Origin of the sequence: Halobacillus trueperi, assembly GCF_003386945.1 — a bacterium.
In the GTDB taxonomy this organism is placed as follows: Bacteria; Bacillota; Bacilli; order Bacillales; family Halobacillaceae; genus Halobacillus; species Halobacillus aidingensis.
This window is the reverse complement of record NZ_QUAE01000006.1, coordinates 181,089-205,396: the sequence shown is the minus strand read 5'-3', so window position 1 is coordinate 205,396 and position 24,308 is coordinate 181,089. Positions and strand designations below refer to the sequence as shown.

Sequence of the window (24,308 nt, the reverse complement as noted above, 5' to 3'; positions counted from 1 at the left end):
ATAAAATGGAGACTAGGAATTTTAAATTTAAACGTAATTTAAATTTCTTTTTAAAGTAAAAAGTTGTTGCTTTTGAAAGTATTTGGTATTACTGTATAAAGTAACAGAGGAGGTAAATGATGGAATCTATTCACTTGAATGTCGCGCTGTTGAGAAGGCGTGTACCGAACTTAACGAAAGCGGCAAGATCTGTAGGTTTAAGGCCTGCAACAGTTTCGAATCTTTGTACAGGTAAAATTGCGTTGGGAAGAACCGAAGTACGCACATTAGTTGCTTTGGCAAGCTTAGCGGAATGCAGTGTGGATGAACTGATTATCAGAGGGGAGAAATTCGAAATGATTGAAACGGGAATTAAAACGATCGACTTGTTCGCGCCATTGGCTAAAGGTGGCACAGCTGGTTTAGTGGCAAGACCGGGGATGGGGCAGCTAGTGGTTTTAGCGGAAATCTTTCGTCGGTTGAAAAAAGAAGGATACTATATCGTCATGCTTCAGCCGGAAGGAGATCATCCGGAGGTTTCGGACATTACAGATGATGTAGATTCTATTCACCTCACCATAGACGAAGCAGAGAAGGCTGTTGTTCAAGCTTCGAAAACTCATGAAGTCATTTTCGTATCGGATCGTTCTCATGTACAGAATGGAAGTATCTATCAGCTTCAGGAAAAATGGGCAGGGGAGACATCCGTCACTACGTTTCTAGTGGATTTGAAAGGGGAGGCTGTGGATGAAGATTTGCCTTATGGCCCCCTTGAAACCTTATGGCAGTTTGATATGGATCTATCTGTACGGCATATGTATCCAGCTATTCATCCGATCTACTCCACATCTTCCGTTTTAGAAGGTGCAAACTTGGGTCAGGAACACTTTTCAACCCAGCAAAAAGCACAAAAAGTGTTGCGCCGGTATCGTGAATTGAAGTCTATTGTCCGTGCGAGCGGGGTGGACCACTTGTCAGATGCCGATACACAGCTGTTTAAGCGTGGAGAAAAATTAGAGTCCTACTTAACTCAACCATTTTTTGTAGCCGAAGCATTTACAGGTATGAAAGGTATTCATGTTCCAATGAAAAAGATGCTTACAGACGTAAGAAAAATTACGGATGGGGGTTATGACCACAAAGGGGTCGAAGAATTCGCTATGGTAGGCAGCCTGGAATAAAATGAAGTTCAGGAGATACTTGGAAGGTTATCCAGCTTAAGTGGGCGGAGAGCGTGAAAACTTTACTGAAAAAACGTTTACATGTAAAAAGGTAGTTTCAACTGAAATATAGCGGGGAATCTCCTGAAAATGTTCCGATTCAAACAATTTTCAGGAGGTACCCCACATGACAAAGGGAAAAAGTATACATGCATTAATTATTCTTATGTTCACCCAATTCATTTCGGGTGGTGTTACTAATACAAAAGGAATCGTACTGGATCAAGTGGAAAAGGATCTAGGTTTGGATATGAGTGAATTTGGTCTGGTAGTCTTTATTTTCCAACTCGGATTCACGCTTGCCAGTGTCGTAATCGGTTATTACACAGATAAAAAAGGCCTGCGGACGATGACCATCATCGGTGCCATCATTATGGGACTTGGCTTTCTTGGTACAGGTCTTGCGCCTAATATTATGTTCTTCTTAGGTTTCTACATGATTGTCGGGTTCGGTTTAGGGGCGCTCGGTGTTGCTTCCAATGCGATCATTCCCGCGGCTTATCCGAAAAAACAGAATCAGATGTTCAACTTTGCGATGGGAGTGTACGGGTTAGGAATGGTGCTATTTCCACAATTTCTAAACTACATGTTCCAATTTGCATCATGGCGTTATTTTTATATAGGAATTGCAGTCAGTTTAGTAGCTGTTATCATCTATATTACTAGCGTAGCTTTTCCATCAGGGAAAGCAGAAAAAATCGATTTGAAAGCATTCATTCCTATGTTGAAAGACGCTCAGTTCGTATTTCTCATGATCTTTCTCGTCTTCCAGGTGTCTGCGGAAGTATCGTTCATGAATTTCTTCCCGACGTACTTGAAGTCACTGGATCTGGGTGGCATGTCAACGGCTGATAAAGAGGACATGGTAGCGACCATCTTGTCTGTCTTCTCCATCTTCTTCATGGCGGGACGCCTTGGTGTCGCCTATTTGACCAATTGGATCAATGAGCGGATTATTTTAATTACGTTTTCTGCCGGAGCATTGTTGATGGTCGGTGCCAGTTTCCTAGTCGCTGAGAATTTCCCTTACTTGTTCGCTGGGGCAGGGTTGTTCTTCTCAACATTGTTCCCGACAGCGACAGCGTTTGGTACTCAGCTATCTAAAACAGGTGGTTCAGCGCTTGGACTCATTTATATAGCTGCTGGAATCGGCGGTGGTATTGCTGGTTACATCATCGGACTAGCTTCCGAAGCTTTCGGAATGGCTGGTGGTTTCAGTATCGTGATTATTTTCCTTGCTCTTATGTTTATCACAACGTTCTTCCTGAATAGTAAGAAGTCAACTCAGACCCAAGCATAGATGAAAGCACTCCGTCCCTTTTTGGCGGAGTGTTTTTATTAGGTGTGATGATCCAAAACAAATGAAATGGTTTGCTTTCATATTGTTATAAATTTCCTTCATCTCTTGTAAAATGATAGATATGAGGGAGGATGACGATGAAAAAGCTATTATTGATAGGAATCGTACTTTTTATAATTACAGGCTGCAACGAGAAAAATGAGGAAGCAGATGGGCAGGAAAATAAAGAATTGGAAGGTCACTGGGAGGGGGAAATCCAAATTCCCAATCAACCATTGAACATTTTGGTCGATTTTCAATCTGGAGAAGAGTGGACGGGGACGATTACCATTCCTGCACAGAATGTTACGGATTTTTCATTAACCGAGATAGATACCAATGAAGGAAGTGTCTCTTTTCAGATGCCTCTTCCTGGGCAGTCTGTTCAGTTTGATGGAAAATTAGAAGGAGAGCAATTGCATGGTACTTTTACACAAAACGGACAAAATTTCCCATTCTTATTGAGAAAAGGTGAGAAAGAAGTGAAGGAAGAAGAGGGTGATTTCTTATCCATTGAAACCTCTACAGGTCAATTATATGGTGAGTTATTGCTGCCTGAAAAAGAAGGGCCTTATCCTGTCGCTTTAATTATCCCCGGTTCAGGACCGACGGATCGGAATGGAAACTCTCAAGGTGCAGGAAACAATGATAGTCTCAAACTTTTGGCAGAATCCTTAGCAGACAAAGGGATTGCTTCCTTAAGATATGATAAAAGAGGCGCTGGCAAAAATATAAATGCTGTAACCGGCAACAGTGAAATGAGATTTGAAGTTTTTATTGATGATGCTAAACAGTGGCTGGAAACACTGGAAGATGATAAACGCTTTACAGACATAGCTGTGATTGGTCACAGTCAAGGTTCTCTTGTCGGGATGATGGCGTCAGGTGGTGAAACGACAGAAGCATTCATTTCCTTGGCAGGAGCCGGTCAGACCATTGATCATGTATTAGAAAAGCAACTCGGGGACAGTTTACCCGAAGACTTGTTCAAAGAAAGTCAAACGATCCTTGGTAAAATGCGGGAAGGGGAGACAGTTCCTGATGTCAGCCAGGCTCTGCAAGGAGTGTTTTCTCAAGGTGTCCAGCCTTTTCTCCTTTCATGGATGGCTTATGATCCTGCGGAGCAATTGGCTGAATTGGATGTTCCGACATTAATTGTGAATGGCACGAACGATATTCAGGTACCAGAATCAGAAGCACAACTCTTGAAAAAAGCGGAGCCAGAGGCGGAGCTCATGCTTGTGGAAGGGATGAATCATGTGCTGAAGGAGGCTCCCGAGAATAGAGATGAAAATTTAGCGACCTACACAAACCCTGACCTGCCTCTTGCAGATGGACTTGTCGAGGGCATCATTGATTTCCTAAACCAACACGGTTTTTGATCAGTAACGTTGTTTAGGTTAATGGCAGGCTAAGTAACGCTCGATTTCGAGACTTTTGTATGAGTGGGACGGGTCGGCGGTGAATGACTCGCTTTCCGCGGGAGCGCGGTGAGTCTCCCCATTCCCCGCCGACCCTATCCCAATTTGCTTCTCGAAATCATTCCTCTGAGCACCTGCCTATAAAAGTAGGATGAAAATGTCAAAGTACTGTTGCTATATTATTCTCCGTCTCAAAAGCGCTTGATCCTTGAATGTAGTTTCGAGCATCTTTCTATCTATGGTGGTTGGGAAAACGGGGAGACTCCTGTGGGAATGGATTGGCTGTCGAGACCCCACAGGACGAAGTCCGAGGAGGCTTGCCGTCATCCCCACGGAAAGCGAGCCGTTTTCCCAACCACCATCCCCTAACGCAAAAGTCTCGAAACTGAGTCTTCAAGAAAAGGGAGCTTTAATGGAAGAGGAAAAAAGAGAGTGATTGCCTATTTAGGCGATCACTCTCTTTTTGGGCGTTTAGCGTCTGAGTTTTTGAAGAAGGCGGAGAATTTCAATGTATAACCAGACAAGGGTTACGATTAAGCCGAATGCTCCGTACCATTCCATGTGCTTGGGTGCACCGCGGTTGACGCCTTTCTCAATGAAATCAAAATCAAGAACGAGATTCAAGGCAGCAATAGCCACGATGAAGAGGCTGATTCCGATCCCAACAGGGCCACTGGAATGGAGATAGGGAACGGTCATGCCGAAAAAGTTCAGGATGAAATTCACAAGATAGACGAGGAAAATGCCTAACGTAGCGGAAACAACCATCAGTCGGAAGTTTCTTGTAACCTTAATGACTCTTGTTGCATAAAGAATCAATAAAGCTCCCATCACGGCGAGCGTTAAGCTGACAGCTTGAATGACAATCCCGGAATAAGCTCCCTCGACGAAGGCGGAAATGCCACCGATGAAAAAACCTTCGAGTGCTGCGTATATAGGGGCAGTGACAGGCGCAGCTTTAGGGAAGAAGGCAGTTATTAAAGCGAATATAAGCCCTCCAATGGCACCGATGATCATCATGAGCGTGACATCGACTCCCAGTGAGTACTGGTACCATGTGTACGCCGCTGTTCCTACCAAAAATAAAAACAGCAGAGATATTTTTGCTGTCGTTCCACCCAGGGTCATCGACTTTCCTGAAGCTGCAGAACGCTGAAATGTATCATCTTTTAAAACGGGATTCCCCGATCTCATCTTACCACTCCTTCTCTATACTTCTCCTTCATGTTATACCCTTCCTAGTCACGAGAGACACTTAATGGGCATACCATTTGTAAAGCTTTTTCGGCCGTCCAATCTTCTGATGACTGACCACTTGTTTGACTTTGCCTTCCTCTAGTAAATGCATGAGGTATCGGTATACAGTCGGGTAGGCAAGGCCGATGTCTTTTGAGATGACGTCTACAGGATAGGCTTCACGATTTTCCTGCAAGTAGTTTGAAATGGAACTTAATGTTCCTTTACTAATTCCTTTGGCGGTAAAAATATCGTCATCTTCTTCGTGCTTATTTTTCATATTAGCGATTTGTGCATGCAGCTTGATTCTGGAAATGAGGTCAGGAGCTTTTACTGGTTTTAAGGCAAAGTCGGTGGCTCCTTCTTCCAGGAAGCGATCCGCTACTTCCTGACGTTCATCTACTGTCAGCACGAGTATAGGAACGACTGTGTTGTGTTTACGGATTTCCCTGACGGTTTGAAGGCCATCCATTTCCGGCATATGATAATCGACAAGGATGACGTCATAGGTTCCTTTTAAGAACATATCGACACCTTCGCGTCCGTTCACTGCCGTTTCCGACTCCCACCCGGCATGTTTACAAAACTCTGTCAGCATGTAACGTAAGGATTCGTCATTATCCATGATCAATATTTTCATCTCGTACTCTCTCCTTCGGTAAATGGATCCAGAATGTCGTTCCGACTCCTTGTTCGCTTTCAATGGATAGCTCCGCACCATGTTCTTTGACGACATTTTTAACGAAAGTCAGCCCTACACCAGGATGGGATTTCGTGCTGTATCCTGCATTCCAAATTTTATTGATATTGGATTGGCTGATGCCATGACCGTTGTCTTTCACCCCAATCAGGATGCCTGACTGTTCTACTTTAGTAGCAATGGTCACCTTGGCGTCTTTTTTTCCTTCAACGGCATCACTGGCATTATCAATTAAGTTGACAAGCGCTCGTGTCATTCTGATTTTATTAATGTAGATTTCAATATTCTCATCGGCGGCCAAATCGAACGCATAGATGGTTGCTGAATCTGAAAGTTTATTCGCACGTACATATTCGATGAATGTTTTCAATGTGCACCAATTTTTCTTCTCATGATATAAGATTTCAGAAACCATATCGCTGGTCGCTTGAATGGACGAGGAAATTTTATTGGTGTACTGAAGGATTTCGTCGTCCTTCGTTTTCATTTGAATGAGGCTGTTCAGTCCCTCCATCAGCGATAATGGAGTTTTTAAGTCGTGAACGAGATGTAACGCTTCTCTTCCAGAACGCGACTCCACCATGTCGAGCCGGGCGATGTCCAAGTCCTGTCTCATTTTTGCTTTTTGTTCAGCAACGGTTAAGTACACGGCAAGGAATGTGGCATTTACGATAAATACTGCGAAAAAGACGAGGCTGTAAAAACTTAAGGTACTTCCGAACCCTAACTCCGCGGCCATTCTTTTCACTTCCATAGAAATTTCCCCGCCACCGAATCCGAAAGCACTTAGGAAAAGTACCGTATCCAGCCACTGGAAACCGAATAGCAATTGAGCGAGAATGAAAGCTTTGAATACAGGGCGTAATTGACCATTTCCTAAAAAATGAAGAACGACGATTGATAATAATAGAAAAATGGCCGGGCCTCCAAAATGATAGTTGATTGAATTGTACCCGTTAATCAAGGCGTAAACCAATGGGATGATCATTACAGGGACGGCGACCTTCAACCATGGGCGGTTCAACCTTACTCCGAGCTCATCTCCGAGCAGAAGAGCACCAATGTAATGGGGGAGGGCTCGTACCGTGTTTAACATGACGAGCCCGAATGCAGCCATCATTAGTGTAGCCCCTGATGGAGCGGCCTGAAGCCTTTCGATTACAGCTGCAAGGCCGGACCTCTCAACACTTAGCCAGAGCGGCATCGTAATGCCAATCAATATGAGAACGATTTTAATCCATATACTCTTCGACTTTAGCAATTCTGATTTCATGGCAGTCACCCTAACGACGAGATCTTTCTATTTATTCTAATATATGAGACTGATATTTTCGATTCTTTTTTCCTTTGAAGCACTACAAAGTGATGATTTTCCATTCTTATCTTCTATGGAAAACGTAGCAGGCGGTAGTATAATAGACATATATTCAAGGATGAAAGGTGTCCGCAACTATGATCATAATCATTGATAACTATGATTCATTCACATATAATTTAGCCCAATATTTTAAACAGATGGATTCGGAAGTAGTTGTGAAACGAAACGACGAATGGCAGATCGAAGAGATCCGTGCGCTCGATCCGAATCTTATTGTCCTTTCCCCAGGACCGGGGAGGCCGGAAGAATCAGGGATCTGTAAGGATGTCTTGCTACATTTTGGTGGACTAATTCCCTTATTAGGCATATGTCTTGGCCATCAACTGATGGTGGAACATTTTGGTGGAATCGTCGTCAAAGGAAGTCAACCGATGCACGGGAAAGTGACGACGATTACAAATGATGGCCGTACCATGTTTCGCAAGCTTCCCGGAGCCTTCCGAGTCACCCGTTACCACTCTCTTGAGGCAGATTTCCCTTCATTGCCGGAAAAACTCGAAGTTACTGCCCTTTCTGAAGATGGTGTCATTATGGGTGTCCGCCACAGGGAAAAGATGATGGAAGGCATACAGTTCCATCCAGAGTCCATATTGACGGAGTACGGGTTTGATTTGCTTCGAAACGTTTATGACCGAGCTGTTCGTTACAAAGCAAGTAGAAGAGAGGGAGTGGGCGTATGACAACCTCACCTTTTTTACAGTTTGAATTTACAAACGCTAAAGGGAATCCGGACCCTAAAGTTTTTCAACACCCGGTAGAGATTCTCACTACCTATGATCTGAACGAGATGAAAGCAGTCTTCGATCGAGTGGAAGAAAGGCTTGACGCGGGGTACTATGTAGCTGGTTATGTATCCTATGAAGCTGCCCCCGCTTTTGACCATGCCCTTCGCGTTCACTCTCATCCTGAATGGCCGCTTGTGTGGTTCGGAGTGTTCAATGGATTTGAAACAAATCGGCAGAATGCGGATTCTAAACCATTTCGAGTTTCGAACTGGGAGTTGCGTGGAGATTATGCCTCTTATCAAAAAGGAATAGAAGTAGTGAAGGCCGGGATTGAACGAGGCGATACTTATCAGGTGAACTTTACGACTAGAATGGAAGCCTCTTTCTCTGGAGATGATTACACTTTGTATAGAAAACTTGTCAGGAATCAGCTGGCCTCCTATAGTGCCTACTTGAACATGGGTGATCGGAAGATTCTATCTGCTTCTCCGGAGCTGTTTTTTAGAGTCGATGAAAACCAATTGAAAACAAAGCCAATGAAAGGTACGGCAGCTAGAGGACGTAATAGCAAAGAGGATGAGGTGAAGCGCCGGCATCTTCAGACATCAGAAAAGGAACGCTCCGAGAACCTTATGATTGTTGATTTATTGAGGAATGATTTAGGTAGAATCGCTGTGCCCGGGAGTGTCCATGTCCCCAATCTATTTGAAGTGGAAACCTATCCCACGGTCCACCAGATGACTTCGACTGTAGAAGGTCGGTTGCCGGAAAATTACACCATGTACGAATTATTTCAAGCATTGTTTCCGTGTGGATCGATTACAGGAGCTCCAAAAGTAAGGACCATGGAATACATTCAAAGATTAGAAGACTCGCCGCGTGAAGTGTATTGCGGAGCTATCGGTTATATGACACCGGAGAAAGAAGCCATTTTCAATGTTCCTATTCGTACTGTTATGATTGATCAAAAACAAGAAAAAGCCGTTTATGGTACAGGAGGAGGCATTACGTGGGACTCAACTTCGGAAGGAGAGTTTGAGGAATTAAAGACGAAGGCGCGCCTTCTGACAGAAGATCGTCCAAAATTTCAACTTTTGGAGACGATGAAGCTGGAAAATGGATCGATTGACTTACTCGACGATCACCTGGACCGAATCATTGCATCGGCTTCGTATTTTGCTTATCCCATTAAAAGAAGTGATTTAGAAAAGAAATGCTCTCAAGTTGCCAAAGCTTATCCAAGTGGTCTCTATAAAACTCGCATGCTCGTTGACGAAGAAGGGAAAGCTGAAATAGAAGTCTATGGTATAAAATCATCTGCTTCTTGTGTTACTGGCATCTTATCTGACGATCCTATAAACGAAGAAAATCCTTTTCTGTTTCATAAAACCACTCATCGGGATGTCTATCATCGTCATCGATCCGACGAAGCAGAAGCGACGTTGCTTTGGAATCGAAGAGGTGAATTGACGGAATTCACAATAGCTAATCTCGTCGTAAACATCGACGGTTATTACTACACCCCTCCCGTTGACTGTGGATTATTGGCGGGAACGTATAGGAAAAATTTATTAAGATGTGGAAAACTAAAAGAAAAGGTTCTCTATAAAAAGGATATCCACAAGTTCGATGAAGTATGGATGATTAACGCAGTCAGAGGCTGGGTGAAGGTTGAACTACAGGAGGACGCTCAATAATATAAAGGAGTGTTTTGTTTTATGAAAAAACATATCGTTTTTTATGATGCGCAATGTCCGTTTTGTTTTTATGTGAAGAAAACGTTCCGAACGTTTGACTGGCTTCATCAAATTAAATGGGTAGCTGTTCAGGATACAGAAGAGACAGGGAAGTACCCTTACTTGGAAGGGCGCAATACGCTGGATGAGATTCATATGCTGACAAAAGAAGGAGAAGTGAAACAAGGTTTTGAAACCATTCGGAAACTGCTGCTTTCTTTGCCTTTATTCACTGTAATCGGCATTCTTTTTTCCTTCCCAGGAGTCCACCGGGTCGCTTCTCCCTTATACCGCTGGTTTTCTGATCACAGACACCAATGGTTCGGCCGCTACGACCTTCCGAGGTACGCATAAAATAACCCTCATCAGCGAGGGCCTTTATTACGATATATGGCAGGATTCTTGAAGACTCGATTTCGAGGTGATTCTGTGCTTTTAGGGGCTCCGGGAAACAGTTCGCTTTCCATGGGGCGGGCGGTGAGCCTCCTCGGACTTCTTCCTTTGGTGTCTGTACCTGTCCCACACGTCCCATAGGAGTCTCACCGTTTCCCTCCGCCCCTTTGCCATACGAGGTTCTCGAAATCCCTTTAACAGTAACCTGCCGAGCTCTGTAATGAAGGCCTGTTCACCCACGCCGTTATAGAATTGTTTTAACCATACATCCTGCAGGAATAAGGCGTGGGAACAGGGTCAGGGAAACGTCCGCATGAAAAACGAATGGAGACACGAACATGTGTGTTTTTCTACTGACTGATTCAAAGCACTGCGAATCGCCGTTTCCCTGACCCCGTATCCATGGCCAGGAATTGTCATTCATTATTTCAACTAGGTAAGGCTTTCTTTAAGGATACGCGGTATGTGCTCCTTGCGCTCCCACGGGAAGCGAGTCATTCCCCGCAGCCCTATTCACTCAACAAAAGTCTCGAAACTAAGTCTTCAAGAAAAGGGAGCTATTCTTTGAAAGGGTTATTTGCGTTTTTTTCTTAGCATGCTGTATGCACCGAGGGCGATGACGATGATGGCAAAGGTTAGTGATGTCCACTGGCCGTTCGCGACGCCTTGATAAAGACCATGAGAAAGAAACAATAAACATAAAATCAGAAACAAGACCAACGATATTTTATTCATAGTGTCCTCCTATGCGTAAACTTCCTTTATCATACCGGAGGGCGTTCGTTTTATCTAGTGTTCTGTGTTACATTACTATTTGATAATAATTTGAGTTGAGGGGTATCCAAGATGAGAGATGAAATCACATACATCGGCGAAAAGATCGAGAAAAACTCGGATCAATTAGCTAATCGAGTGCGAGAGTTGAAAACAGAGGAGTTCGGGGCTGCTACCATTCGAACAGCGAATTGGGAAGAGCTATTCTCCTATATCGGTGAAGTGATCATCGGTGATGGTACTTTTTCGATGCACCACATTGAAATGTGGGCAAATCGTGAAGGGGAGCAGAAGGTAGAGGCGGAAGTCGAGCTGGATCAATCCCTTCGAACGATGAACTTTGTTCGTCGAGCGATTTGGGGGATATTTTCTGAGGAATTAACCAACGATGAATTTTCTTCTTCCACGGTGGTTCACATCTGCAAAACCATTAATGAAGTATTAGATGAAATTACGAAACATTTTAGTCAAACGTACTCCAGAAACATTCGTATGGAGTGGGAAAGAAAAGAAATGCGGATGGCTGAACTGTCTGTTCCCGTTGTACCGATCACAAAGGGAGTTGCTGTCCTTCCACTAATCGGGGAACTTGATACCAACCGGGCCCAGCTGATCATGGAAACCTCCTTAAATAAAAGTTCGGAATTTGAATTGGATTATATTTTTATTGATGTATCCGGTGTTCCAGTGATTGACACGATGATCGCAAACTACATTTATCAGGTTGTTCATGCCCTTGAACTCGTTGGTGTTCATGCAACTCTTACAGGGTTAAGGCCAGAAACAGCAAAATCCCTTGTGGATATGGGTGTGGATTTTACTCAAGTACATACGAAGGCAGGTTTGCATCAGGCTTTAGAAGAGATCGGCATTTACATTCATCATGGTGACTCTTAATATCATAGAGAAAAGGACTGAGAAATCACATTTCTCAGTCCTTTTTTAGTCTGTTTTTTAACGACTATTACTTTTGAGAGGGTTCTGCAACTTTGACAAGTTGTTTACCAAGGTTTGCTCCTTCAAATAACCCGAAGAATGCATCTGGGATATTTTCAAATCCTTCTGTGATCGTTTCTTCATATTTCAAACGGCCTTCCTGGAGCCATTGAGCCAAGTGAGAGAATCCTTCTGTGAATCGATCCTGATAATCACCGACTGTGAACCCTTTAATGAGCGCGCTGGATTTAATCAAGTGCATCTGCATCCGTGGTCCTTGATCGTTCGGGACGTTGTAGGATGCAATGGCTCCACATTGGGCGATGCGTGCGAATTTGTTCAATAATGGATAGACAGCGTCTGAAATATCGCCGCCGACATTATCAAAATAGATGTCAATTCCATTTGAGCAGGTTTCTTCTAAGCGATCAGGTACACTTTCTGTTTTATAGTTGATGACTTCGTCGACGCCAAGTTCGTTTTTCAGGTATGCTAACTTTTCATCTGAACCAGCAATTCCGACAACATGACAGCCTGAAATTTTACCAATTTGGACGACTGCAGAACCGACGGCTCCAGCAGCTCCGGAAACCACCAGAGTTTCGCCTTCTTTTGGCTGACCGATATCCATCAATCCGAAATAAGCGGTTAACCCAGGCATTCCGAGAATCCCTAGGGATGTGGTGACTGGGCCGAGACTAGGGTCGATTTTTCTAAGCGTATCTGCTGGAGCCGACGCGTACTCTTTCCAAGGAAGCATACCTGTGACGATGTCACCTTCTTGTAGAGTATCCGCGTTCGATTCCACAACTTCGCCGACAATGCCACCTTCCATAGGTTCATTTAATTGGAAAGGAGCGATATAGGATTTAGCAGCACTCATGCGTCCTCTCATATAAGGATCGACGGATACATAAAGCAATTTCACGAGTACTTCTCCCTGCAATGGGACAGGTTGTTCCGTTTCAACCATTTTTATATGCTCATGTGTAGGAGCGGCTTCGGGACGTTTGACTAACTGGATTTCTTTGTTCATTTTTTAATCACTCTCCTTGCTTGTATCATAACGGGTCTATTCCCTCATTGGGAAATGATATGTTTTAAGATGTAAGGTACGATAGAGCAAAGGGGGGGAAGTATGGAAAGTCTTTATGAAAAGGTGAAGTTCGTGGAGGGGGAAAATTTTGTAACCATTGAAGATACAGGACTTCTCACAGGTGAAGAGCTTCAGTCATTGGCAGGGGAGTTTGTAAAGGATCCTAAGTATGATGGAATGAGAAATCGTACGATCCTCGTCCCATCTACTTTTCAAGAAGAGACGGTGATCTACATCAAAGACCTTGGCTTCAAACATCATGATGAGGTTTACTTTGTACGTTGTGAATTGGATGAGTTGGCCCCTATCGATACGGAACGATCGCCTTTTGAAATGATCTCCCTGAGGGATGGAGAGGAAGGGGTATTTAAAGAGACATGGCGCCGGGCAATGGAAGGATCATTGAACGCTCCCCAATCCTTGAACATGGACGAACAAATGAAAAGTGTCAAAAAAGAGCTTGGACAAGGTTATGAGGATACGTGTTTGACTGCTTATGAAAATGGTACGCCTATTGGAGTGGTTATGCCACATATTGAACCAGGAACAAAGGATGAAGGGAGGATCTTTTATTTCGGATTAGTTCCGGAAGAACGAGGAAAGAACAAGAGCGCTGCTCTATATAAGGAGGGATTACATCTCCTTAAGAACAGCTTCCATGCCACCTACAGCGTTGGTGCGACAAGTGTCCATAACAAACCAATGTTGAAAGTTTTTGAGAAATGCGGGTGTGCAGTGACAGAAAGAGTGGGCATATACAAATACTCAAAGTGATGGTATGAGTTCCTTCATTAGGGATCATAGGGGAGGGGGATGATAATGGTTGAGGATTGAACGTCACGGTCATCCTCAGCCTTATCGGTTTACTATGATTATATAAAAAAATCCCTCGAGCCACTATGGGGAGAGATTAATGACTCAGGTAAGAAATAATAAAACACCCAGGGATCCCTGGGTGTTTTACGTTATGACTCTATGCTTTCCTTCAGTTCTTTATACTCCTCATCCGTAAATGCGCGCGAGCGGGTGAGGAATCTTTTTCCTTCGACTCCCTCCAGGGAAAACATCCCTCCGCGTCCATCTACGACATCAATGATCAACTGTGTATGCTTCCAGTAGTCATACTGCTTTTTGTTGATGTAAAAAGGGGTGTCCCCGATTTTACCAAGCAATACATCCTGACTGCCGATCAAAAGATCGCCTTCTTCATAGCACATCGGAGAGCTTCCATCACAGCACCCACCTGATTGGTGGAAAAGAAGAGGGCCGTGTTTTTCCTTCAGCATTTCAATAAGCTCAAGAGCGGCGTCGGTCGCTTTTACACGTTCAACCATCTTTTCAGCTCCTTTCGTAGTGCCGGAAATCAAGGAGTTTCTCAGTTCCTGATTTTAAAAGAATCCAAGCTTCTGCGGGCTGTAGCTGACGAGCATATTTTTGGTTTGTTGATAATGGCTGAGCATCATCTTATGGTTTTCCCGCCCGACACCGGACATTTTGTATCCGCCGAAAGCTGCGTGGGCAGGGTAGGCGTGATAACAGTTTGTCCAAACGCGTCCAGCTTCAATACCGCGGCCGAATCGGTAGGCTGTATTCATATCACGTGTCCACACACCGGCACCCAAACCATAAAGTGTGTCATTGGCGATCTTCATCGCTTCTTCTTTATCCTTGAAGGTCGTTACAGATAGGACAGGTCCGAAGATTTCCTCCTGGAAAATTCTCATGCTGTTATCGCCTTTAAATACCGTCGGCTGCACGTAATATCCATCTTTAAAGTCGCCTTCCATCTGATTACGCGCCCCTCCAGTAAGGCATTCGGCTCCTTCATCCTTACCGATCTCCAGGTAAGACAAGATTTTTTCCAATTGTTCGGAGGAAGCTTGAGCACCCATCATCACTTCAGGATCAAGTGGATTCCCTGTCTTGATTTCTTTGACTCGTTTGATGGCACGGTCCATAAACTCATCATAGATAGACTCCTGAATGAGAGCACGAGAAGGACATGTACATACTTCACCCTGGTTCAGAGCAAACATGACCATTCCTTCAATTGTTTTATCTAAGAAATCGTCATCTTCACGCATGACATCCTCAAAAATGATGTTCGGTGATTTTCCACCAAGCTCCAGGGTAACAGGGATGATATTTTGAGATGCATATTGCATGATCATTCGTCCGGTTGTTGTTTCTCCAGTGAAAGCCACTTTATTGATGCGTGGGCTCTGGGCCAGCGGCTTACCTGCTTCTAAACCGAACCCGTTCACAACGTTCAATACCCCGGCAGGCAGCAAGTCTTCAATTATTTCGAGCAAATACATGATGGATGCTGGTGTCTGTTCCGCAGGCTTTAGGACAATTGCATTCCCAGCAGCGAGAGCGGGAGCAATTTTCCATGTCGCCATTAACAGAGGGAAGTTCCAAGGAATGATTTGACCGACGACTCCCAGTGGTTCGTGGAAATGGTAAGCAATCGTATCGTTATCAATTTCGCCGATGGATCCTTCCTGGGAACGAATAACTGAAGCGAAATAACGGAAGTGATCGACCGCGAGTGGAAGGTCAGCATTCAGGGTTTCACGGAGAGCTTTCCCGTTCTCCCATGTTTCCGCGATGGCAAGGTTCTCAAGGTTTTCTTCCATACGGTCTGCAATGCGGTTAAGAACCAAAGAACGTTCCGTCACAGATGCTGCACCCCACGCGTCTTTCGCTTTGTGTGCTGCATCAAGGGCAAGCTCGATATCTTCCTCTGTCGAACGTGCAACCTGACAAAACGTTTGCCCCGTTACAGGGGTGACATTATCAAAATACTGCCCTTTGACAGGTGCTGTCCATTCTCCGCCAATGAAGTTGTCGTAGCGTTCCTTGAACTGAACTTTAGATCCTTCCGTATTAGGAAAAGCATATACCATAAAAACATCCTCCTAGTAATTTACTTTTGCAACCGCTTACAAAAAAGTTTATGTAAGTAGGCGCGCTTACTTTTTAAGGTATCACTTGTACAGAATATTGTCAATTTACAGACAAATATGTGAAAATTTCTAGTACGAACAAAGGAGGAGAATTGTTATAATAGAACTATTCAAAGGCAAAAGGAGTTCTTAAAAAATGACAACAACCAATCGAGTGATGCTCGTGGATGGCATGGCGCTGCTTTTCCGTGCGTTTTATGCTACAGCTATGAGCAATTATTATATGATCAACAGTAAAGGGATCCCGACAAACGGTGTCTACGGCATGATGAAACACTTATTTACGGCAATAGAAACCTACCAGCCTACACATGTGATTTGCTGCTGGGATATGGGAAGTAAGACGTTCCGTAATGATCTTTTTCCAGACTACAAAGCGAATCGTGGAGCCCCTCCAGAAGAATTGATTCCACAATTTGATTTAGCCAAAGAAGTTGTGGAGGCTCTTGATATTCCTAACGTCGGACAAGTTGGTTACGAAGCGGATGATTGTATGGGAACACTGAGTCAAGTGTACAGTCAGCATTCCCAAGTCTTTTTGTTGACTGGAGATCAGGATCTTCTTCAATTGCTGCAGCCGAATGTGAATGTTGTATTATTGAAAAAAGGATATGGCAATTATGCGGAGTATCATGAGGGATCCTTTACAGATGAAAAAGGAATCACACCACAGCAGATGATTGACTTGAAAGCCCTCATGGGGGATGCAAGTGATAACTATCCAGGCGTGAAAGGAATCGGAGAGAAAACCGCTTTGAAGCTTCTTCTTAAATATGGATCCATCGAAGGAATTTTAGAGAATATAGAAGAACTGACAAAGGGGCAGCGTACGAAAATTGAAGACAGCTTGGATATGCTGCACCTTTCCAGAAAACTTGCAGCTATCCATTGCGAAGCAGATGTGGATTGTTCATTGGAAGATGCCCTTTTCTATATTAATGATGAAAAGATGAGCGCGAAGTTTGATGAACTGGAATTTAAAAATTGGGAGAAAAATATTGTGAGAATGTAAAAAGGTCGGGGGAATGGTTCCTCCGACCTTTTTTCTACAGAAGATCTTTCTTTTGAGTATCGCGATAATTGTTTGATTCTTTGTAATACATAGCAGCTTTTTTGTACATACGCTTTTCATAAAATAGATTTCCTAGCATCTCTGTAAATTCTTTGTAGTCTTTATATTCATTAAGTCTTCTGAAATCAGGAATAATTGTGTCTTCTAGTTTTTTAATAAATTCTTCATTTAAAGTTTTTTCATTAAGCATGTACTTTAAAATATAGAATTTGTGCTTATATTTAAGGTAATTATTTTCAACGGCTATATTTTCTCCTTGTTGAATATACTCCTCACACAATTGTTTTTCACCATTATGAAAGCTGGCCAATGCAAGAAGGTATATGGTACCTGCTTTGAAGGGAGTTTCTTTAGTTTCGATGTCATATGCCTTTTGAAGGTAATAGTATGCTTGTTCATATTTTTCTTGGTTAATGTAATTACTTCCAAGGTTGTGGTATATTCGGCGGGTTTCATGGATTGGAAGATGGTATTTTGCAATCTTTAAAACTTTTAACAAATAATCTTCAGCGATTTGCAAAGCGCCTAATGAATTATAATTGATGGCAATAATAATATAGGAATCGACCATTCGTGAATAATGTAGAGTAGATTTATATAAATCTAATGCACGGAAGGCGTAATGGTTAGACTCAACATAAGCTCTTGATTTTGAGTAAGTGAGAGCTAAATGTAAGTAGACTTCACCTTCATCAAATGGTAATTTCTTCATTAATTTTTCAGTATCATTGAAATGTTGTAAAGCTTGAGGTAATTCCCCTAAAAATAGGTGATGAACTCCTACGATTTTATGAAAGAAGAATTTATATTCATTTGTTGCATCTTCATAAGTGGTACGAATTTCTTTTAGTTTTTTTTCGTCAATGGGCTTTCTTTCTTTAGTCATGATATGGCGTACTTCTATTATTTGATACAAATTAACGAGTTCGATGTTTTGATTGTCTTCTAAAGATGCTTTGCAGTCTTCATATAATTCATCCATTAGAGGGAAGTCTCTCATTTGTGCAGCTTGGTTCCATTCAAGGAGGGCGTTGTGAATCTTTTCATCAAATTCTTCATTGATGTCGGTTAACTTAATGTTTAGTCTTTCTCCGAGAAGACGGTATATTTCATCACTGGCATTGATGATGTCGTGCTCAATTTTACTCAAGTAGGAAACTGAGCAAATTCCTGATGCAAGTTCTTCTAATGTTAAATTCTTAAATTTGCGGTGTTGTTTGATTAACGATCCTTTCATATTCACTACTCCTTTAAAGCGCCAATTACATACATTATAGCAAAATACTGTCTTGTTCAATGTATATGATTTCCTTTTAAGGGTGTTATAGGAATGGAAAAAGGGCGTTTGATATGTAAAAAGCTCAACCACATGAAGTGGTTGAGCAGTTTCATCAAGATAGTGTCTTCAGGGCTTCTTCGATTTGAGTATCTCCTGAAATCATTTCGAATGTTTTATGGTAAGCGTTTGGTTCTTGTAGGGAAGCGATCATTGTCTTAGCAACGTCTGCGCGAGGAATAGTTCCTCTCTCAACGGTTTCTCCGACCTGGATTTTGCTTGTCCCTTCGTCGTTCGTCAAGCCGCCGGGACGTACAATAGTGTAATCAAGCTCGGTCGTTTTCAGGAAGTCATCCGCTTCCCCTTTCATCTCAAGATAATGCTTCAATTCTTCAGGGCCTCGCTCTGGATCTCCAGCACCCATGCCGCTCAACATGATAAATTTCTTTATACCTAGATTTTCTGTTGCTTTCGCAAGGTTAATGGCTCCGTCACGATCAACAGCTTCTGTCTGCTCAGCGCCTGTGCTTGATCCTGAACCAGCAGCGAACATGACAGCGTCCATACCTTTGACAGCATAACCGACATCTTTCGTGAGATCAGCGAGAACAGGGGTTCCGCCTAATTTCTCAATGGTACCTTTTTGGTCTTCTTTCCGAATTAAACCGTATGGCTCATGACCATCCGCTTTTAAATATTGAATAAGTAGTCGTCCTGTATTTCCATTTGCTCCTGCTACAAGTACTTTCATCTATAATCACGACTCCTTCTGGAAATAAGATTACAATACTTATTTAGCCTGTTTCCGCATCTGGTAAACATACGGACGTGCGGTCAAGAAGGGAAGCAGAGCTCCTGGTAGTTACAACGAGCACAGACCCTCGGGTCATCCTGCATCGGGAATTGCTCTATAGGGAGTGGCTGGTTTTTTTCTGCATCTTCTAAATAGAGCTTCATCTGCTCCATACTGATTTGGTATAAGTGTTGGACATTAATGAGATCCTGCTCTGTTAACTGATGTTCGACATGTGTACCGTCAACTAAATATTCGTTTCGAATGATAATATCGTCAATGGATTCTATTTCGTGCTTATGTTGTAAATATAGAGCATAAAGGGCGAGTTGGTTACGGTCTTCATCGGATGATTTTCCTGTTTTCCAATCCACAATAATCCATTTGTCATTGGTGAGATCCTTATACACCAGGTCCATCACAATATAAACCTTTGCTTCATCCGTCTTAAGGAAACGGAAGGTTTCGGACTCCATGAACCTCATTTGTTCTTTGTTGCGTACATCCGTGAAGGTTTTGCTGGAGTAAAAATTTGCAACCGTTTTTTGGAGACGATCTGTGATTTTGCGCACCTTCGTTTCCGGGAGAGTGTCTGTCTGGCTGTAGTAGATTTCATGAAGCATGGTATAGTGCTTCGGCCTGTTCATCCATAAATGTTCTTTCTTCGTTGATTCGATAAAACCACGATTCAAGTGATGGCGGACTTCATCCATGAATTCTTGTTCCACCATAATCGGTTGATTCTTTAATACACGCTGAATGGTCTGGTAAATCAAATCATGGACAACGCTTCCGAAGTGCATTTCCAAATTGGTCATTTTTTTTAAACGATATGTTTGTTTGGCTAAGGTGTCTGCAGAACTCAACCATCCATTATGCGAAACATAATAATCGTACGCATATTTTCTTAGGCAGGATAACATCGTTTTATGCCTGGACAAAGACCAGGATAATTCAGGGTATGGTTTTACTTCAAACATGAGTAACATCCTTCGTTAGATTCATAGTTTATTGCTTCCTACTCTTCAAAACAGAGAGGATTATCGTGCTGGTAATCTCTCATAGATATTTTATCATGAATGACAACAACGCCCTCTTTTTCTAAAAGGTCGCGCTGTCTGGAAGGTTCCTTTACTGCAATTTCTCCTTTTGCATTGACCACCCTATGCCAAGGGAGGTCGTGCTTTTCGCTCATGCTGTGGAGAGCACGTGCTACTTGCCTTGCCGCTCTCGGATTTCCAGCGCAGGCAGCGATTTGTCCGTATGACATGACGCATCCCTTTGGAATACTACGTATAATTTGAATGATATTTTGTGTGAACGGCTGCATGAATTGGCCTCCTTACTTAAATTTTACAGAATGAAAAGGCTGTGGGAATAGAAGCCTGCTTCCATTATTGATACAATTTCTATAGATGAAAGAGAGGGGACGATTAGAATGAGCATACCGAAAGTTTTGTCAATCGCCGGCTCTGCTGCACAGGGAAGTGCCGGCATTCAGGCAGATCTTAAAACGTTTCAAGAATTCAATGTATATGGAATGAGTGCTATAACTGCCATCGTAGCGAACAACAACCAAACAGAGCAAGGAATTTTTACCCAGCCAATCGCAGCCATCGAAGCCCAGATCTATGCTGCATTGCAACATGTCGGAGTGGATGCTCTTAAAACAGGCATGCTGTTCACAGAAGACATTATAAAAAAGGTGGGCGCTGTTATAAAGGAATCAGGTGTGGCAAATATCGTTGTGGACCCTGTGATGATCGGGAAGATGGGGTCCCAATTATTGAAAGACGATGCGATTGAAGCCTTAACTCAAGAGCTTGTGCCTCTCGCGAAAGTTGTAACTCCTAATTTACATGAAGCAGCAAGGATGCTTCAATGTGAGGTTCCTGAAACCCCTGAGGATATGAAGGTTGTGGCACGAGATCTTTATCATCTCGGAGCGGAGTATGTCCTTGTAAAAGGGGGCAGTTTAAAAGGATATCCTGCTGTAGACATACTCTATGACGGATCCAGTATTACTGAGCTTGAAACGGAAAGAGTAGAAACCATTCATACGAGCGGGGCAGGGTGTACGTATTCAGCTGCCATAGCAGCAGAACTTGCTAATGGCTACCCTGTTGAAGAAGCGGTCAGACGTGCGAAATCGTTTGTAACCAGTGCTATCCGTCACGCCTTATCCTTCGACCGCGGCATAGGCTCCACCTACCACGCCGCCCATAGAATTATTAGTGGTTAAAGTATATGGCAGTATTCTTGAAGGATCAGTTTCGAGATGTTTGTGTGAGTCTAGGGGCTACAGGAAAAGGTTCGCTTTCCATGGGGCGGGCGCTGAGCCTCCTCAGGCTACGCCTTCCGGGGTCTCAGCTGTCCCGCACACCCCATAGGAGTCTCACCGTTTCCCTCCGCCCCTTTCCCTAAATAGTGTCTCGAAACGGCCTCTTGAATAAGCAGCAATTCAGCTTGATGGGAGTATGTGGAAGAAACCCCATACCCGGGCGTTTGAATCCTTAGGCTTGATACAGACTGCTTTATACTTCTAACGGTGGGATAGTGAAAGAAAATTTAACTGAGTAAAGGGGTTCGTTTCTCATCTATATCCAACCACCCCTAAAGCTCAAAAAAAGGCAAACGAACCCCGGCTATCTTGAAGCTGAGTCTTCCACAATCAGGAGCATATGTAGGATATAAGAAATCCCCTCTTCACGGATGTGAGAGAGGGGATAAGAGTTAACCGTTGATACGGTCGTATTTATCAATTTGTTTCTTGCGGACAACGTCCCAGCGGTTTTCCGGGTGTTCTTTACATTCTGCTGTACATGCGGCATGCTGCTCTTCTTCACACTCTTTACAGCATACATATTGACGGTTACATACCGGGTTACTGCAGTTGATCATACGATCTTCTGCTTTCCCACAATGTTCGCACTCTGCAATGACCTTTTCTTCCACTTGGTTGATTGGAACAGCGATACGCTCGTCGAATACATACATTTTACCATCGAAGAGCTCACCTTTGACTTCTGGGTCTTTGCCGTACGTGGTAATTCCACCTTCAAGCTGATAGACGTCTTCGACTCCGTTCTTCTTAAGAATACCTGTCAGTTTCTCGCAGCGGATGCCGCCTGTGCAGTAGGTAAGGACTTTCTTATCCTTCCACTGGTCAGCATTCTCGGCAATCCATTCAGGGAACTCACGGGAGTGGTTGACATCCGGCTGAATCGCATTGCGGAAGTGGCCGATGCGGTATTCATATTCATTACGGCCGTCAATGACGATAGTATCTTCATCTTTCAGCATTTCATTGAACTCTTTAGGTTTTAAGTGTTTTCCACCGAACGTCTTCGGATCAATATCATCTTCTTCAATACTCCAGTTGACCAGCTCAGGCTTCACGCGGCAATGCATCTTCTTGAATGCGTGTCCTTCATGCTCATCAATTTTGAAGTGGATATCTGCGAAACGCTCATCAGAGCGAACATAGTTCATATATTCTTCCACTTGTTCAACAGTACCTGAAACTGTTCCGTTAATGCCCTCGTGAGAAACGATGATACGTCCCTTCAATCCAAGGTCTTTACAGAATTTCAGGTGGTTTTGGCAATATTCTTCATAGTCAGGAAGGTCGACATACTTATAATACAGCAGAACTCGATAATCTTTTGAGCTCATAGTGATTCCTCCTAATATTTATATCTATACAGTAGTAAATAACATAAATGTCCATAGTTCATCATATTCGATTCTTAATCGGATTTCAAATGTCAGTTTTTTGAACAAATTCCATACGTCTGATCTTGTATGAATAAAGCCACAGGACCAAGGTGGAAGCCGTCATTAAAACGATCAGGGAACCGAACGGTAGGATAAAGTTCTCGGCGGTATAAGGTTGTGAACTAAATTCTAATAATATACCGGCAAGAACAGAACCGGTCGCACTTCCAATGAATTGCATCTGTTGCTTGAGTCCGATTCCGGCACCGATCTGTTCTTTAGGCAGGATTCGTGAAACTTCATTGGTCGAACTTGAAGATAAACTAGAGAACCCGAAACTTGTAAACATATAAGCAATCATAATCATATACGGACTCTTGCCAGCCAGGAAAAAGAAAATGAAGGCTGAAATCATCAGTAAAATTTGAGACAAAAATAGAATTCTGATGTTTCCGTAGGCATCAATCAGTCGTCCCACGTAAATCGCGGCTGCGGCGGATAGCATAGCGCCAGGGAAAATGATAAATCCGATGGCGGCTGCCCCACGTCCATACACTTGCTCCAGCATGATCGGCATTAAAAACAAAACAGCGAAGTGCAAAGTAAAGCCGATGTAGCTTGTAAAGACAATGCGGCGGTAGTGGCTGTTTTTTACAAGTTCTGGCTGGATGAAAGGCGCTTTCGTCCGATTGACTCTCCACCATAGGAGAGAAGCAGACAGGAGACCGCCCAGCAAGTAGTATGGAGTTAATGTTGAAATGTAAAGCAAAAACATGGTGGCGCTGATTCCGGATAACAAAGCCCCAAAGACATCAAAACGCCCTTTCTCAGCTTTTTCAACAGGCATAAACTTGTACAAGACCGGGATGACGATGAAAACCATTATTGTCACAAGGAACAAGTAGTTCCAATCAAGATAGTCTGTAATCAACCCTCCAATGACTGGACCAAGGCCGAACCCTAAGGATGTTGCAGAGGCAATCAGCGCATAGGCGCTTCCTCGTCTCGTCATCGGGATGTACCTTCCGGCAAAGACCATGGATAAACCAGGAATCGCTGCCGCTCCTGCCGCCTGGCATAACCGAGCAATCAACAACCAGACGTAACTGTCCGCCAAAAATCCGATGATGGATGAAAGGCTGAAAATACAGATCCCTATCGTTAATAATGTCCGAATCGGCATATAGTCAGACAAGCGCGTAAAGGTAATCGTGAAAATTGCTAATACAATGGAATAACCTGAAACGATCCAGGCTCCTTCTGAAGGCATGAGCGAGAAATCTTTTAATATATTTGGTAAAGCGATGTTGAACATCGTTGTATTCATAACAACTATTAAAATTGTAGCAGCTAATATGAAGACCGTACGAAAATGTTCCTGGGAAGGACGAGAAGTCAGTGGCATATCGTCTCTTCTTCCTTTCTATTATTTCATTAGACACTCGAAATACTATACCACAAGTTTCCTAGAGAGAAAAATGACACGCGTAAAAACTCCCGTTGCCGGCAGCAACGGGAGTTTTTATGATCTGGAAATTTCGAGTTGGA

At 43.2% G+C, this 24,308-nt stretch carries 23 protein-coding genes; 10 read left to right on the top strand and 13 right to left on the bottom strand.

What is annotated here, in order from left to right:
* Positions 1 to 119 precede the first annotated feature (119 nt).
* From DYE48_RS10235 to DYE48_RS10225, 3 genes are all read left to right on the top strand, one after another.
* Entirely contained in the window at positions 120 to 1,160 is a 1,041-nt protein-coding gene (locus tag DYE48_RS10235) for an ATP synthase beta subunit C-terminal domain-containing protein (protein WP_115823522.1), read from the top strand.
* A 166-nt stretch (positions 1,161 to 1,326) separates the two neighbouring features.
* Complete coding sequence (locus DYE48_RS10230; protein ID WP_115823521.1) at positions 1,327 to 2,499, top strand: MFS transporter; 1,173 nt, start codon at positions 1,327 to 1,329, stop codon at positions 2,497 to 2,499.
* A 137-nt stretch (positions 2,500 to 2,636) separates the two neighbouring features.
* Entirely contained in the window at positions 2,637 to 3,920 is a 1,284-nt protein-coding gene (locus DYE48_RS10225) for an alpha/beta hydrolase family protein (RefSeq protein WP_115823520.1), read from the top strand.
* Positions 3,921 to 4,430: 510 nt separating this feature from the next.
* Here the strand turns inward: DYE48_RS10225 and DYE48_RS10220 are convergent.
* The 3 genes from DYE48_RS10220 to DYE48_RS10210 form a co-directional block, all read right to left on the bottom strand.
* Positions 4,431 to 5,153 (bottom strand): Bax inhibitor-1/YccA family protein, encoded by a 723-nt coding sequence (locus DYE48_RS10220; protein ID WP_115823519.1) that lies wholly within the window; start codon positions 5,151 to 5,153, stop codon positions 4,431 to 4,433.
* Positions 5,154 to 5,214: 61 nt separating this feature from the next.
* Positions 5,215 to 5,835: a response regulator gene (locus DYE48_RS10215; protein ID WP_115823518.1), complete on the bottom strand. Its 621-nt coding sequence runs from the start codon at positions 5,833 to 5,835 to the stop codon at positions 5,215 to 5,217.
* Entirely contained in the window at positions 5,813 to 7,168 is a 1,356-nt protein-coding gene (locus DYE48_RS10210) for a sensor histidine kinase (RefSeq protein WP_115823517.1), read from the bottom strand. Before DYE48_RS10210 ends, DYE48_RS10215 begins: the two co-directional genes overlap by 23 nt.
* A 179-nt stretch (positions 7,169 to 7,347) precedes the next feature.
* Between DYE48_RS10210 and DYE48_RS10205 the strand changes: the two genes are divergently transcribed.
* From DYE48_RS10205 to DYE48_RS10195, 3 genes are read left to right on the top strand one after another with little or no spacing between them, the layout of a single operon-like run.
* A complete protein-coding gene (locus DYE48_RS10205) occupies positions 7,348 to 7,953 on the top strand; it encodes an anthranilate synthase component II (protein WP_115823516.1) in 606 nt (201 codons plus the stop codon).
* On the top strand, positions 7,950 to 9,695 hold the full coding sequence (gene pabB / locus DYE48_RS10200) for an aminodeoxychorismate synthase component I (RefSeq protein WP_115823515.1): 1,746 nt from the start codon (positions 7,950 to 7,952) through the stop codon (positions 9,693 to 9,695). Before DYE48_RS10205 ends, pabB begins: the two co-directional genes overlap by 4 nt.
* Positions 9,696 to 9,716: 21 nt before the next feature.
* Positions 9,717 to 10,088 (top strand): thiol-disulfide oxidoreductase DCC family protein, encoded by a 372-nt coding sequence (locus DYE48_RS10195; RefSeq protein WP_115823514.1) that lies wholly within the window; start codon positions 9,717 to 9,719, stop codon positions 10,086 to 10,088.
* Positions 10,089 to 10,700: 612 nt separating this feature from the next.
* Here the strand turns inward: DYE48_RS10195 and DYE48_RS21140 are convergent.
* Positions 10,701 to 10,862, bottom strand: coding sequence for a hypothetical protein (locus DYE48_RS21140; RefSeq protein ID WP_167449482.1), 162 nt, complete (start codon positions 10,860 to 10,862; stop codon positions 10,701 to 10,703).
* Between the two features lie 111 nt (positions 10,863 to 10,973).
* Here DYE48_RS21140 and DYE48_RS10190 point away from each other — a divergent pair, with 111 nt between their 5' ends.
* Positions 10,974 to 11,798 (top strand): STAS domain-containing protein, encoded by an 825-nt coding sequence (locus tag DYE48_RS10190; RefSeq protein WP_115823513.1) that lies wholly within the window; start codon positions 10,974 to 10,976, stop codon positions 11,796 to 11,798.
* 67 nt (positions 11,799 to 11,865) lie between these two features.
* Here DYE48_RS10190 and DYE48_RS10185 read toward each other — a convergent pair whose 3' ends face one another.
* The gene (locus DYE48_RS10185; protein WP_115823512.1) at positions 11,866 to 12,873 is read right to left on the bottom strand and encodes an NADP-dependent oxidoreductase; all 1,008 of its coding nucleotides are present in this window, start codon (positions 12,871 to 12,873) and stop codon (positions 11,866 to 11,868) included.
* Positions 12,874 to 12,975: 102 nt separating this feature from the next.
* Here DYE48_RS10185 and DYE48_RS10180 point away from each other — a divergent pair, with 102 nt between their 5' ends.
* Positions 12,976 to 13,707, top strand: a complete 732-nt coding sequence (locus tag DYE48_RS10180; RefSeq protein ID WP_115823511.1) for a GNAT family N-acetyltransferase — start codon at positions 12,976 to 12,978, stop codon at positions 13,705 to 13,707.
* A gap of 191 nt (positions 13,708 to 13,898) precedes the next feature.
* Here the strand turns inward: DYE48_RS10180 and DYE48_RS10175 are convergent, their stop codons facing one another.
* Together DYE48_RS10175 and adh are read right to left on the bottom strand one after the other, a co-directional pair.
* Entirely contained in the window at positions 13,899 to 14,267 is a 369-nt protein-coding gene (locus tag DYE48_RS10175; protein ID WP_115823510.1) for a DUF779 domain-containing protein, read from the bottom strand.
* Positions 14,268 to 14,321: 54 nt separating this feature from the next.
* Positions 14,322 to 15,842 carry an aldehyde dehydrogenase gene (gene adh / locus DYE48_RS10170; protein ID WP_115823509.1) on the bottom strand — a complete coding sequence of 507 codons (1,521 nt, stop codon included), beginning with the start codon at positions 15,840 to 15,842 and terminating at the stop codon, positions 14,322 to 14,324.
* Positions 15,843 to 16,038: 196 nt separating this feature from the next.
* Between adh and DYE48_RS10165 the strand changes: the two genes are divergently transcribed.
* Complete coding sequence (locus DYE48_RS10165; protein WP_115823508.1) at positions 16,039 to 16,914, top strand: 5'-3' exonuclease; 876 nt, start codon at positions 16,039 to 16,041, stop codon at positions 16,912 to 16,914.
* Positions 16,915 to 16,948: 34 nt separating this feature from the next.
* On the opposite strand, the gene DYE48_RS10160 is transcribed toward DYE48_RS10165, so the two are convergent.
* The 4 genes from DYE48_RS10160 to DYE48_RS10145 all read right to left on the bottom strand — a co-directional run bounded on the left by DYE48_RS10160 (position 16,949) and on the right by DYE48_RS10145 (position 20,373).
* Entirely contained in the window at positions 16,949 to 18,211 is a 1,263-nt protein-coding gene (locus tag DYE48_RS10160) for a helix-turn-helix domain-containing protein (RefSeq protein WP_115823507.1), read from the bottom strand.
* A 154-nt stretch (positions 18,212 to 18,365) separates the two neighbouring features.
* Positions 18,366 to 19,001 carry an SDR family oxidoreductase gene (locus DYE48_RS10155; RefSeq protein ID WP_089654367.1) on the bottom strand — a complete coding sequence of 212 codons (636 nt, stop codon included), beginning with the start codon at positions 18,999 to 19,001 and terminating at the stop codon, positions 18,366 to 18,368.
* Positions 19,002 to 19,084: 83 nt separating this feature from the next.
* The gene (locus DYE48_RS10150; protein ID WP_115823506.1) at positions 19,085 to 20,023 is read right to left on the bottom strand and encodes a PD-(D/E)XK nuclease family protein; all 939 of its coding nucleotides are present in this window, start codon (positions 20,021 to 20,023) and stop codon (positions 19,085 to 19,087) included.
* 38 nt (positions 20,024 to 20,061) lie between these two features.
* Positions 20,062 to 20,373: an MGMT family protein gene (locus DYE48_RS10145; protein ID WP_115823505.1), complete on the bottom strand. Its 312-nt coding sequence runs from the start codon at positions 20,371 to 20,373 to the stop codon at positions 20,062 to 20,064.
* 108 nt (positions 20,374 to 20,481) lie between these two features.
* Here DYE48_RS10145 and thiD point away from each other — a divergent pair, with 108 nt between their 5' ends.
* Positions 20,482 to 21,285: a bifunctional hydroxymethylpyrimidine kinase/phosphomethylpyrimidine kinase gene (gene thiD, locus DYE48_RS10140; RefSeq protein ID WP_115823504.1), complete on the top strand. Its 804-nt coding sequence runs from the start codon at positions 20,482 to 20,484 to the stop codon at positions 21,283 to 21,285.
* 491 nt (positions 21,286 to 21,776) lie between these two features.
* Here thiD and trhO read toward each other — a convergent pair whose 3' ends face one another.
* Positions 21,777 to 22,718 carry an oxygen-dependent tRNA uridine(34) hydroxylase TrhO gene (gene trhO / locus DYE48_RS10135; RefSeq protein WP_115823503.1) on the bottom strand — a complete coding sequence of 314 codons (942 nt, stop codon included), beginning with the start codon at positions 22,716 to 22,718 and terminating at the stop codon, positions 21,777 to 21,779.
* Between the two features lie 85 nt (positions 22,719 to 22,803).
* Positions 22,804 to 24,165 (bottom strand): MFS transporter, encoded by a 1,362-nt coding sequence (locus DYE48_RS10130; protein ID WP_115823502.1) that lies wholly within the window; start codon positions 24,163 to 24,165, stop codon positions 22,804 to 22,806.
* Positions 24,166 to 24,308: the final 143 nt, after the last annotated feature.